We start from the raw sequence: 13,377 nt of genomic DNA on the forward strand, positions 1-13,377 counted from the left end.
TGAGCAGACAGAATATCTGACCCCAGAATGCATCTTTCATGGTCTAACTCCATTATATTTATCATCCTTTTTCTTATATCAACGGATATGTATTTATGAACTAATTGTTCTTTTCAGTATACTACATCAGGGAAGAGAGAACAAGTGTTTCTTTTATACTATAGAGATTTTTTTGAGCAGACATGCTCCGATGTGCAATTCATCTCACCACCTGAAGAGGTGAGAGAATTCTTGCTACATTTGTTAAATGTATTTTAGTATAAATTTGCGGGAAATGCAATGTAGGGGAGAACGGGTAAAAGTAAACAAAAAAATAAGAGTAAAATTAGACGCTTTGCCAATAGATTTTTAAAAAGGAAAGTTTTATACTCTACTTACAGTTAAGACATAAACATAAGTAAAAGACATAAATAACGAAATGAACGAAAAAAAGGAGGTTCTATCATGAAATTAACAAGAGAAGGAATCAAAGAGCGTGAAGCATGGGAGAAAGCAGGCATCAATCTTCCAGGATACGATGTAGAGGCAGTTACTGAGAAAGCGAAGAAGGAACCAGGCTGGGTACATTTCGGAATCGGAAATATCTTCCGTGTATTTATCGGCGGTATTGCAGATGGTCTTCTGGAAGAGGGAGTTCTTGACAGAGGTATCACATGTGTAGAGACCTTTGATTATGACGTAGTAGATAAGATTTACGCGCCATATGACAACCTTGGCTTAAATGTCATCCTTCACGGTGATGGAACCCGTGAGTACAAAGTTCTTGGGGCACTTGCAGAAGCAGTGAAAGCACAGTCATCTGATGCTGGACAATGGAACCGCCTGAAAGAAATTTTTGCGGCTAAATCTCTGCAGCTGGTTTCTTTCACGATCACAGAGAAGGGCTATGCACTCCAGAAAGCAGACGGAACATGGTTCCCGTTTGTGGAAGCAGATATTAAAAACGGACCGGATAAGGCAACGGGAGCAATGGCAGTTCTTGTGGCTATGCTGAATGAGAGATATAAAGCAGGGAAATATCCGATCGCTCTGGTATCTATGGATAACTGCTCACAGAACGGCGCCAAGCTTCGTGAGTCCGTGCTGACTATGACAGAGGAATGGCATAAAGCAGGCTTTGTAGATGATGGCTTTGTAGATTATGTAACGGATGAGAAGGTGGTTGCATTCCCGTGGACCATGATCGACAAGATCACACCTCGACCAAGCGAGCAGATCGCAGCAGACCTTGAGAAGCTTGGCGTTGAAGAAATGCAGCCGGTGATCACAGGAAAGAAAACATATATTGCACCATTTGTTAATGCTGAGAAGCCACAGTATCTTGTTATCGAGGACAGCTTCCCCAACGGACGCCCTGCTTTGGAAAAAGGCTTCGGCGTATACATGGCAGACAGAGATACCGTCAATCTCTCCGAGAGAATGAAAGTAACCGTATGCCTGAATCCGGTACATTCCGCAACCGGCCCTCTTGGTGTGGTACTTGGATATGATCTCTTTGCACATATGCTGAACACCAACGAAGATATGATGAAAATGGCCCGTATGGTTGCTTATGACGAGGGACTTCCGGTAGTTGCAGATCCTGGAATCCTTTCCCCACAGGCATTTGTGGATGAGCTTTTTAATGACCGTTTCCCGAATGAGTATCTTGGAGATACCAACCTTCGTCTGGCTGTAGATGTGTCCCAGATGGTAGGTATCCGTTTCGGTGAGACTGTAAAAGCATATGTGAAGAAATTTGGAGATGCTTCCAGACTGACAGCAATCCCGCTGGGAATCGCAGGCTGGCTGAGATACATGCTGGCTGTAGATGACGAAGGAAACAAATTTGAGCTTGCACCGGACCCGATGAATGAGGAGATCACAGAGCAGCTTGGCGATATCGTGATCGGAAAACCGGAAACCTTCAAGGATCAGCTGAAGCCAATCCTTTCCAATGAGAGACTGTTCTTCACAGACCTTTATAAAGATGGTGTCGGAGAGAAAATCGAGGATATGTTCCGTGAGATGATCGTCGGCCCCGGAGCTGTAAAGGCAACTATTCATAAATATGTAAAATGAAACATCAGGGTTCAAAAGTCAGACAGCAATCCGTAAGCAGTGAATAAAGAGAAATGAGGTAAATGGAAAGATGACAGAACCGGTATTTGCGGCAGATCCGTTAAGACTGTTGATCGCGGCAGCAGCAGGAATTTTATTATTATTGTTACTTATCATAAAATTTAAGATCCACCCGGTTTTATCCCTGCTGATCGCTGCACTGGTTATCGGGCTTGGCGCCGGAATGCCGGTTCCAACGCTGGTAAGCACTGTGGAAAACGGCGCAGGAGAAACCTTACAGGGAATCATACTCCTGATCGGACTGGGCTCTCTGTTCGGTGGGATATTGGAAGTGTCCGGCGGCGCACAGTGCGTTGCTCAGACACTGATAAACAAATTTGGTGAGAAAAAAGCGGGAATCGCTCTTGGGATCACAGGACTTGTGGTAGGAACTACGGTATTCTTTGAGGCTGGCGTTGTGATCCTGATCCCTCTGGCATTCGGACTTGCGAAGAAAACAAAGAAATCTACTTTATATTATGTGATTCCTCTTCTCGCCGGACTTGCCACCGGATTTGCATTTATACCGCCATCAGCAGGATCTGTTCTGGTGGCAAATATGCTGAATGTGGATCTCGGAGTGATGATCGCGGTAGGTGTGCCTGTGGGCATTTTATCATTGATCTTTGCAGGAATTTTATGGTCCAAATTTATCGGCAAAAAGATCAATACAGGGCTGCCCTCCAATATCCAGGAGGTACGTGAGGAAGAAGAAGCCAATCTTCCGAAGTTTTCTACAGTATTATGTATCATTCTTGTTCCGCTGGTACTGATCCTGTGCAATACAGTTTCTGAATATATTCCGGGACTTGATGTGGTCCGTCCGGTTCTGCAGTTTCTGGGAACGCCTTTTGTGGCACTGATCATAGCAGTATTGCTTGCCATGTATTTTCTCGGAAAGAAACAAGGCTACAATGGAGAGCAGTTAAAGAAGATCCTGGATCGTTCTCTGAAGCCTACCGGACAGATCCTTCTGGTCATCACTGGTGGAGGTATCATCCGCTGGGTGCTGCAGGACTGCGGTATGGGAAATATTATAGGACCAGCCCTGGAAAAAAGCGGACTTCCGCTTGTACTGGTTGCATTCCTTATTGCAGCTCTGATCCGTGCATCGGTTGGTGCGGCAGTTGTGGCTATGACAATGGCAGCAGGAATTATGGCTGCTATGCCCGGAGTTGCAGACCTGACACCGGTTTATTTGGCAGCAATGGTCTGTGCCATCAACGGCGGTGCAACAGCATTCAGCCATGTAAATGACTCCGGATTCTGGCTGGTAGGTTCCCTTCTTGAGATTGATGAGAAAACAACCCTGAAATCCTGGACAATGATGGAAACCATCGTAGGAGTAACAGGTCTGGTCTGTGCTGTTGTGATCAGCCTGTTTGCATAGGAGAGTAGACAAAAATGATAGTAAAAGTAATTTTAGGCACAATGCAGAATGCAAGAAAGCTGGTAAGTATTGCAGAATCCATCCCATGTGATGTAGAATTATGTTACGGCCGTTATGTTGTAAATGCAAAGTCTATGCTTGGGGTTTTAAGTATGCCTGAGTTTGACGGGGGAGAGCTTCATATACATACAGATAATGAGAAAGAATGCGAGAAGATCTTTTTTCAGCTGCTTGATCAGAACCTTATTATGGACACAGGAGATGCTGTGAAAAGATCCATCTATGATATCACAACCTTTGGTGAGATCCTGATCGATTTTACATCTCAGGATATCAATGAGGATGGACAGATGCTGTATGCCAGAAATCCGGGCGGTGCACCAGCCAATGTTGCAGTTGCAGCCAGCAGACTGGGAGCTCATACTGCATTTATCGGTAAAGCAGGAAAAGATATGCACGGAAAGTTCCTGAAATCTGTTCTTGAGAAAGAAAACGTGGATACCAAGGGTATGCTCCTGGACGAAAATTATTTTACTACACTGGCTTTTGTGGAAGTCAGCGAGACTGGAGAGAGGACTTTCTCTTTTGCAAGAAAACCGGGAGCGGATACGAAGATCCAGAAGGAAGAAGTGGATGTGGATGTGCTGGATCATACCCATATTTTTCATGTTGGATCCCTGTCCCTGACGGATCAGCCTGCAAGAGATACCACGTTTTATTCGGTAAAAAGAGCAAAAAACAAGGGCAGCGTGATTTCTTACGATCCCAATTACCGTGCATCTCTGTGGCCGGATGAAAAGACAGCGAAGAAGCATATGAGAAGCCTGGTTCCCTATGTGGATCTTATGAAGATTTCGGATGAAGAGACAGAACTTCTGACAGATCATAAGGATGTCCGGGAGGCAGCAGAAGCACTGTACAGCCAGGGCGTGAAAGTTGTGGCAGTTACACTTGGCGGCGAAGGAGCATATCTTTACGGCAAGGATGGCGGCTGTATGGTACCGGGATTTGCAGTGAAACAGATCGCAGACACGAACGGAGCCGGAGATTCTTTCTGGGGCGGTTTCCTGTACAAAGTCAGCACAGCAGAGAAACATCTGGACGAGCTGACCCAGGAGGATCTGAAGGAATTTGCCCGTTTCGGCAATGCAGTGGCCAGTCTCTGCGTGGAGAAAAAAGGTGCGATCCCGGCAATGCCGGAGCTTGCACAGGTGGAACGCAGAATTGCAGAGTGATCGTATTCATAAAACTGTAGCAGAGTTGAATCTAAATTGCGAAGCGATTGTGTTTATGAGTATGTCAGATTTATGAAAGGATGGGGTTTTGAAATGAATTTAAAAGATCAGATGAACGGAGTTCAGCACGTAGGCGTGCCAACCAATGATATTGAGACAACCATTAAATTTTATGAGGCACTGGGATTTAAGATCGCTTTCCAGACGGTGAACGAGGCTGCCAATGAGAAGGTTGCTTTCCTGAAGCTTGGAAATCTTGTGATCGAGACTTACGAGAACAAAGCAGCAAAAATGGAATCCGGCGCCATTGACCATGTTGCCATTGATGTGAAGGATGTGGAGAAAGTCCACGAGCTGGTGACAGCAGCAGGACTGAATACCACCAATGACGAGGTGCATTTTCTGCCGTTCTGGGAGAATGGCGTGAAATTTTTTACTATTGAAGGCCCGAATAAGGAGAAGGTGGAGTTCAGCCAGTATTTATAAAATGTGTAAGTCAGTTAAGTCTCCTGCAAGAATGTGGGTACCTGTCTTAATGGGAATTTACAATACAGTAAAAATACGCTAGAATAGAATACTGTTAATATTCATCTAAATAAAAAAGATCTATAAGAACAGGAGTATATACATGCTGGGACTTAAACCAATAAAGACTTTACCCATAAGAGAAAAGATTGCGGCGAATCTCAGAGAGGCAATTCTTTCAAAAAAAATTCCGGCGGGGGAAATTCTGACACTGGAAAGTACTGCGCAGGAACTTGGAGTGTCCATTACACCTACAAGAGAAGCCTTTCAGATTCTGGCAAGAGATGGACTTCTGGAACTGGAGCGAAATAAACGTGCAGTAGTTCTTGGAGTGAATGAAAAAACGATCCGCGAACATTTTCAGGTGCGGGCGGCACTGGAAAGTGAAGCCTGTGTTTTGTGTTGTGAAAATAAGATCGATCTTCAGAGGATTGATCAGATCCTCAAGGTTTCCAGAGAAGAGATAGAAAAAGGTGATTTTGAAAGTTATTCAAGTCTCAATCAGACTTTGCACATGGAATTATGGACAGCAGCAGGAAATGATAAACTTAAAAATATGCTGTCAGAACTGTGGAACGGACTGTCCAGAGGCGTACTGGTAAATGAAGAAGAGTACGTAAGAAAATCTCTGAAAGAGCATGAGGAAATTGTAGAAAGTATTCGAAAAGGTGATTCTATGGAATGTTATCTGCGTATGCAGAAACATATAAAAAGCAGTTGTGAGAACTTTGTGCAACGGTATAATTAGGCTGTAGAAATTACCATTTTTCTGTAAAAAGTATACAAAAACAGAACAGATAATTTTTACAAAACGCCGAAATTGTTAATTGTTATTGACAGTTACGGCGTTTTTCACTATTCTTTATGTATACAATATAAAAAATAAAAAATAAAAAGTGAAGAAGTAAAGAAAGGCGCAATGAAATGAACGACAAGAACATAATTGTGAACAAGCCGGAACCGAAACCGGGTATACTTGAGCGTGGTGATCTTTTTGCAATCGCAGTAGGAATGGTAATCGGCTCCGGAATGGTAACTCTGATCGGACCGGCAATGGCTTATACCGGTTATTCTGTATGGCTTGCTTATCTGACAGCGATTGTCATGGGATTCTTTATGGTTTTTCCGTATATTATTCTTGGTGGGACCATGCGCGTGGCAGGAGGCCCGTATTCCATCGTAACGAACCTTTCCGGAGTCAGCACCGGAGGTCTGGTAGCTTATACGAAACTGGTAACGCCGATCCTCAACAGTTCTTTTGCGTTGGCACTGGGATTGTATTTGAATAATCTCCTCCCGGGAATTACAGTGAAAGCACTGGCAATCGCAGGTGTTGTTATCCTGTTTGTTCTGAATCTTCTGGGAATGGATATTTTTGCAAAGGTAAGCAAGATATTATCAACGGTTCTTCTGATCACAATGGTTCTGTATGTTGTTTTCGGACTTACACAGATCAGACAGCCGATCTTTGATTTTTCAGGAGATAAGATGTTTACCGGCGGCTTTAAAGGCTTTATGCTGGCGGCACTTCTTCTTATCAATTCCGCAAATGGTTACTACAATATTCTGTGGTATGGTAAAGACGCGAAAAGAGCAACGAAAGATGTTCCGTTTGCGGCAATGTCCTGCGTGCCATGTCTGCTTTTTATTTATGTGGGCCTTGCGATGGTTACAGGTGGGGTGCTTCCTCACGATGAGGTTGCAGGTGTGGAAACAATCCTTCCGGCAGCACAGGAGATCCTTCCTGGTATTGTGTATAAACTTTTTATGATCGGCGGACCGATCATGGCAATCATCACTACTTTGAATGGTGTATTTAATGATGTACGATATCCGATCGCTCAGGCTGCCAAGGATGGATGGCTGCCGAAAGGAATTCTGAAGGAAAACCGTTTCGGAGCACCGTACCTGATCTATACCTACACACTGATCGTAGTGTTGCTTCCGATCATTTTTGATATGAGTATCGTGACGATCACAAATATTTTCCAGGTGATCACATTTTTTATGAATGTTACAGTTGTGTATGCAATTTCACGTCTTCCGAAGAAATATCCGGATACCTGGAAGAAGAACAAATTTCACCTTTCCAGTGCAGGACTTTACGTATTCTGCACCATCAGTATCATCATTTACACGATTATTTTTATAAAAGGAATTTTCAGTATTAAACTTGTATATGCAGTATCTGCTGTTATAGTTATGGTTGCATTGATCTTGATTGGTGTATATCTCACCAGAAAAGGTGGAATCCGTATCGAGACATCCATATGGCAGCCTGCAGAGGAGGAAAAAAATGAATGAATTAAATCCGTTCAAGCTGGCAAAAATGCTTGAGGAACTTGAGAACACCGTAGAATTACACAGTATTTCTGTACGGTATAAAGGAGAAAAGGTTGTTGAAGGAGCCTGGGCACCTTTCTCAATGGAAGAGCCGCAGATGCTGCATTCTTTATCAAAGATCGGAACAAGTATCTGTGTTGGATTTGCGGTGGATGAGGGAAAACTTCATCTGGAGGATAAATTTCTGGATTATGTGAGAGAAGATCTTCCGGATGAATATGATGAAGCCCTGGAAAATATTACCGTATATGATCTTCTTACCATGCAGGCCGGTTCCCCGGAATGCTGTAATAATGTATGGTTTTCCAGACTGGAAAAAGACTGGGAGAAGAACTGGCTTGGACAGCCTAAGCTGAAAGAAGATATCGGAAAAGTTTTTCATTATGATTCCGGATGCAGCTATACACTTTCCAGGATCGTGACCAAAGTTATGGGTGAAAACTGTCTGTCCATTATGCAGAAACGTGTTTTTGACAAACTTGGTTTTGGAAAGATCAACTGGCTTACAAGTCCTGAGGGACATAATACCGGCGGCTGGGGCATGTATCTGACCGCAGATCAGATTTCCACACTGGCACAGCTCCTTCTCCAGAAAGGAAACTGGAAGGGTGAGCAGCTGGTGCCACAGTGGTGGATCGAAGAGATGGGACAGTCAAGAGTCGTAATTCCCGGAGATGAGAAAAAAGCACTGACTCATTATGCATATCACATCAAAGCAGGAAAAGAGATCTTTGCGGCAGAAGGAGCATTTGGACAGTATTTGGTGTGCTTCCGGGAACTTCCGGTTGCCATTGGCATTACCGCAGGTGCGAGAGAATATCTTGCGGCAGATATCTGCCTTAAATATATGAAGGAAGCAGTTTCCATACCTTGCCCGGAAGAAAAACGGGAAGAAGGAGAGAAATATCTGGAAGCAAAAATAAAAAGCCTTTCTCTGCCACAGCCGGAAGGCAGACTGAAAACTGCGGAAAAAGAACTTAGTGGATTATTTAACCGGGAGATTATTTTTACAGAAAATCCGAGAAACATTGAAAGTGCAAAGATCATTCCGGAAGGATGTAAACTGCGTCTGGAAATGATAGTCCAGGGTGAGAAAAAGATTGCTTATGCAGGATTTAAGAGCTGGAAACAGAACGATCTTTATCCGGATGATTTTACAAAGAGATATCACAGCATTGCTTATGGAATGGATCAGGAAACGTTATATCTGTCTGTGGGACTGCTCAACACTTCCTACAGGGAAGAGTATTCCTTCTGGGTCAATTCTAAAGATACCGTGATCGCGACCTGGAGACCTAACGTTACCTATCTTCCGGAACAGCCGGATATGGTATGGAAGTTTACAGGAAACTTTAAATCCTGAAGAGAAAAAACTCAAAGTATAGACCGATAAAAATATAGCAATTCCTCCAACCTTATGATAAAAGAAACGAACAACCCGCAGGATACTGACTTGCCATCAGTGGTCCGATGGGTTGTTTTTTGTTTGGAATAAGTCTACAATAGGAAACAGAAATTTTTATTATTGTGACATAGGGAAGAAAGTGTACGATGAAAATACATTACAGAATTAAAAATAATGCAATAGAGATCGTTCGGTGTTATGGTACCGATGACCGGATCGTGCTGCCGGAAGAGATCAATGGTCTTCCGGTAGTCAGTGCGGCGCCGTATGCGTTTTCTGCACATAAGGACGGAGAAGAAGATGCAGAAACCTGGGAGAGCGAAGACGCATTTTCATTCGGAGAAGAGAGACTTCTTGCCGGGGAGGAAGTGCAGGAGATCGTTTTCCCGGATACGCTGAAGGAAATCGGAAGATATATTTTTTATGGATGCAAAAAACTGGAACGGCTGGAATTTTCGGATACGCTGATGCAGGTGGGAACCGGGGCGTTTACGGGCTGCAGCGGGCTGAAGGAGCTTGTGATCCATCAGAAAAAAGGGCTCAAGTCCTGTGCAAAGGAGATCCTCGGTGAGCTGTGGCAGAAGATCGATGTGGATTTTTTGTATGAAAATGGTGAGGCAGGTGGAAAACGTGCGCATATGGTTTTTCCGGAGCATTATGATGAGGCGGTGGAGAATACGCCTGCGAGAATTCTGTTTACGGAGTATCATGGCTCAGGGACCAATTACCGGCAATGCTTCTACAGCAAAGAACTGGATTTCGCAGAGTATGACAGCCTGTTTGATATGGCAGTGGTAATGGATAAGCTGGAGGTTCTGGTTGATATGAGCTTTGGGCGGCTTCGTTATCCGTGGCAGCTGAGCGAAAAGGCGAAGAAACAGTATGAGGATTATATCCGGGGAAACCTTAAGGATATCGGGGAATTTCTGGTGGAAAGCGGAAGCTTAAATGGTCTGGAGCTGCTTTCTCGGGAAAAACTCTGGAACAGAGAGGGCCTGGAACATAGTATTGATGTGGCGGCCAGGAAGAAGGATATGGAGATTTCCGCATTTCTGATGAATGAACGCAGCCGGATGCTGAAGGAAGAGCAGAAGGTGGCCGGGGAGACAGAAAATGATGGGCGGCCAGCGAGACGGAGGAAGAAATTTCAGCTGTAAGTTGGAAGAGCCTGATGACAAATTGAGGAGATCTTGCGTAGAATGGTATACGAACATTTGCTTTATGCAGAAAAATTAAGTTTATAGAGTGTCTGAGAGAATATGAGAAAAATAAGCTACAAGTGAATTATGAGATTATGTGTAAACAATAATGGTAAATTAATGAAAAAAGAATTGCAACAGCAGATCAGAGGAGGTGGAAATCCTGAATGGCATAGAAACAACTGAAAACAATAAAAATAACTTCCTGCCCGGTCAGGGATCCAATCCCCAGGAGGCAGCCCAGCGTCTCCAAGATATCGGCAGCAGCATTCTCCGGGCGGCAAGAGACGAGCTGTATCTTGGTATGCGTTTTCTGGATGTGGCGCTGAGCAGCTTTATTTATCAGATGGATGGTTCGGTCAGTCCGTTTGGAACAGACGGGGCTGTGATGTACTTCCATCCGGCACAGCTTGGCGGGCTTTATAAAGAAAACAGGATTCTTGTGAATCGAGGATATCTCCATATGGTATTTCACTGCATTTTCCGGCACTTTGGGAAGCCGGGAATAGAGAAGCGTTTGTGGAATTTAAGCTGCGATATTGCAGTGGAGCATATGATCGACGGGATCTATCACCGCTCAGTTCGATATTCCAGAAGTCTTCTCCGGAGGGAAACCTACCGTCTTCTGGAAAAGGAAAAGAAGACGCTGAATGCAGAGAGAATCTACAAGATTCTGAAAGAAGAATTTCTGAAGGAAAAAGAACTGGCACAGCTTGAAAAAGAGTTCTACGTGGACGACCATAAATACTGGGCAAACCAGCAGCCCGACCGGAAACCCAATCCCCTGATGAGCAAAAAATGGGGAGATATCAGCGATGGGATCGAGACAGATCTGGAGACCTTTTCCAGAGAGTCAGGAGAGCAGGACGGAGATTTTCTGGACCAGCTGAAAATAGAGAACCGGGAACGATATGATTATCGGGAATTTCTGCGGAAGTTTGCAGTATTTCGGGAAGAACTGACTGTAGATCCGGACAGCTTTGATTATAATTTTTATACCTACGGGCTTTCCCTTTACGGGAATATGCCGCTGATCGAACCCCTGGAAACCAGAGAAATGAAAAAAGTTTCGGAATTTGTCATTGTGATCGATACTTCCATGTCCTGTTCAGGAGAACTGGTACAGAGATTTCTGGAGGAAACCTATGGGATCTTAAGCGACAGCGGGAATTTTTTTCAGAAGGTAAATATACACATTATCCAGTGTGATGAGAAGGTGCATTCGGATGTAAAGATCACCGGTGCAGAGGAATTGCAGGAGTATATGAACAGCCTGGAACTTTACGGTGATGGAGGTACAGATTTCCGTTCGGCTTTTGCTTATGTGGAAGAGCTGATGGAAAAACGTGAGTTTGAAAATCTTAAGGGCCTGGTGTATTTTACAGACGGATACGGGATTTTTCCGGCAAAGATGCCGCCATACCGGACAGCATTTGTATTTATGGAGCAGGAGCCTGAGGATGTGGATATCCCGGCCTGGGCCATGAAGCTGGTGATCACGGAGGAAGAATTGTAAGGAGAAGAAAAACCATGAACATAAAACGAGCAAAGCAGGAGATCAGAGATTCCATAGAAGCATATCTTTCAAAGGACGAATTCGGTGAGTACCGGATCCCGGCGATCCGACAGAGACCGATCCTTCTTATGGGCCCTCCGGGAATCGGAAAGACGCAGATTATGGAACAGATAGCAAGGGAATGCGGGATTGCTCTTGTTTCCTATACCATTACCCACCACACTAGGCAGAGTGCTGTGGGACTTCCTTTTATTGTAAAAAAGAATTATGGTGAGGAAGAATTTTCTGTCACGGAATATACCATGAGTGAGATCATTTCGTCCGTTTACGAAAAAATGGAAAAAACAGGTCTGAAAGAAGGCATCCTGTTCATTGATGAGATCAACTGCGTATCTGAAACACTAGCGCCGATGATGCTGCAGTTCCTTCAGGGAAAAACCTTCGGAAACCAGAAGGTGCCGGAAGGCTGGGTGATCGTCACAGCAGGCAATCCGCCAGAATATAACAAATCCGTCCGGGAATTCGATGTGGTCACTCTGGACCGTATCAAGAAGATCGATGTGGAGGCAGACTTTGATGTATGGAAGGAATACGCCTATCAGCAGGGAATTCATCCGGCGGTGATCTCCTATCTGGAGCTTCGCAGAAAAAATTTCTACAGGGTGGAGAATACCGTAGACGGAAAGATCTTTGCCACAGCCAGAGGCTGGGAGGATCTTTCCCGTCTGATCCAGGTTTATGAGATCCTTGGAAAAACCGTAGACCGTGAGGTGGTCAGTCAGTACATTCAGCACAGGATGATCGCGAAGGATTTTGCAGGCTATCTGGCTCTTTATTATAAGTACAGAACGGACTATAAAGTGGAGGACATCCTGAAAGGAAAGTGGGATCCCATTACTCTGGGTAAGATCCGCACAGCCTCTCTGGACGAGCATTTGAGCATTGTAAGCCTTCTCAACGGAAAGCTCAGCGAGCTTTTTACAGAATGCTATCTTACTGATGCCTACCTCACGAAACTGTATGATTATATGGTGTACTTCAGAGAAGATCAGGACAGCCTCACAGCAAAAAATCTCATGGAAAAAGCAGAGGCGGATTTTGAAAAGGACAAAAAGAGTGAGCTTCTTACAAAACAGCAGGAGCGTATACAGAAACGTGTTGTGTCATTCTTTGAAAATGCGTCCGGATTGAAAATAACCGGATCGGAATTAATCGGATCAGATAAAACCGGATCAGGTTCAAAGCTGGCAGGAGGCGGAAGTGCCGCAGCAGAATCGGAAGTTCCATCATCAAACCGGAACTATGAGTTTGTGAAAGCCCTCTTTGAATCCGAAACCGAAGCCTACGAAAACCGAACTGACGAAATATCCTTTACTCTTCAGAACGTCTTCGACTTCATGGAAGCTGCTTTTGGGGACAGCCAGGAAATGGTGGCATTTATCACAGAACTGAATGCCAACTATTATAGTCTTTGGTTCATTCGGGAGAACGGTTCTGACCAGTATTACAGGCATAATAAAGGTCTTCTTTTTGACGACCGCCAGAAAATGCTTCTGGGCCAGATGGAGGAAGTGGAAAACATTCTCAATAATGGAATAAAATAATATTACTGTTCACTCCGTTCTCAGTAACACGCTTCGCGATGCACAGAATTTATGCTAATC

At 44.3% G+C, this 13,377-nt stretch carries 10 protein-coding genes and 1 pseudogene; all 11 read left to right on the forward strand.

The annotated features are described in order from the left end of the window. The first annotated feature begins 444 nt into the window (after positions 1–444). The 11 genes and pseudogenes from GPK58_RS04170 (at position 445) to GPK58_RS04215 (ending at position 13,317) form a co-directional block, all read left to right on the forward strand. Entirely contained in the window at positions 445–2,061 is a 1,617-nt protein-coding gene (locus tag GPK58_RS04170; protein ID WP_114002088.1) for a mannitol dehydrogenase family protein, read from the forward strand. A 70-nt stretch (positions 2,062–2,131) separates the two neighbouring features. Further along, entirely contained in the window at positions 2,132–3,490 is a 1,359-nt protein-coding gene (locus GPK58_RS04175) for a GntP family permease (protein WP_173745825.1), read from the forward strand. A gap of 41 nt (positions 3,491–3,531) precedes the next feature. Beyond that, a pseudogene (locus GPK58_RS13405) lies at positions 3,532–3,690 on the forward strand (HPr family phosphocarrier protein); the annotation flags it as partial. Positions 3,691–3,738: 48 nt separating this feature from the next. Next, a complete protein-coding gene (locus GPK58_RS04180; protein WP_243251399.1) occupies positions 3,739–4,725 on the forward strand; it encodes a carbohydrate kinase family protein in 987 nt (328 codons plus the stop codon). A gap of 93 nt (positions 4,726–4,818) precedes the next feature. Further along, positions 4,819–5,211, forward strand: coding sequence for a VOC family protein (locus GPK58_RS04185; RefSeq protein ID WP_015526181.1), 393 nt, complete (start codon positions 4,819–4,821; stop codon positions 5,209–5,211). Positions 5,212–5,353: 142 nt separating this feature from the next. After that, positions 5,354–5,998 (forward strand): GntR family transcriptional regulator, encoded by a 645-nt coding sequence (locus GPK58_RS04190; RefSeq protein WP_022427078.1) that lies wholly within the window; start codon positions 5,354–5,356, stop codon positions 5,996–5,998. Positions 5,999–6,174: 176 nt separating this feature from the next. Next, positions 6,175–7,554, forward strand: coding sequence for an APC family permease (locus GPK58_RS04195; RefSeq protein WP_022427079.1), 1,380 nt, complete (start codon positions 6,175–6,177; stop codon positions 7,552–7,554). Beyond that, positions 7,547–8,956: a serine hydrolase domain-containing protein gene (locus GPK58_RS04200; protein WP_015526178.1), complete on the forward strand. Its 1,410-nt coding sequence runs from the start codon at positions 7,547–7,549 to the stop codon at positions 8,954–8,956. Before GPK58_RS04195 ends, GPK58_RS04200 begins: the two co-directional genes overlap by 8 nt. 188 nt (positions 8,957–9,144) lie before the next feature. Next, positions 9,145–10,155, forward strand: coding sequence for a leucine-rich repeat protein (locus GPK58_RS04205; RefSeq protein WP_215638260.1), 1,011 nt, complete (start codon positions 9,145–9,147; stop codon positions 10,153–10,155). Between the two features lie 247 nt (positions 10,156–10,402). Further along, complete coding sequence (locus GPK58_RS04210; protein ID WP_252195769.1) at positions 10,403–11,713, forward strand: vWA domain-containing protein; 1,311 nt, start codon at positions 10,403–10,405, stop codon at positions 11,711–11,713. A gap of 14 nt (positions 11,714–11,727) precedes the next feature. Further along, on the forward strand, positions 11,728–13,317 hold the full coding sequence (locus tag GPK58_RS04215; RefSeq protein ID WP_215638261.1) for an ATP-binding protein: 1,590 nt from the start codon (positions 11,728–11,730) through the stop codon (positions 13,315–13,317). Positions 13,318–13,377: the final 60 nt, after the last annotated feature.

Source organism: Blautia sp. MCC270, assembly GCF_018785605.1.
Lineage (GTDB): Bacteria > Bacillota > Clostridia > Lachnospirales > Lachnospiraceae > Blautia_A > Blautia_A fusiformis.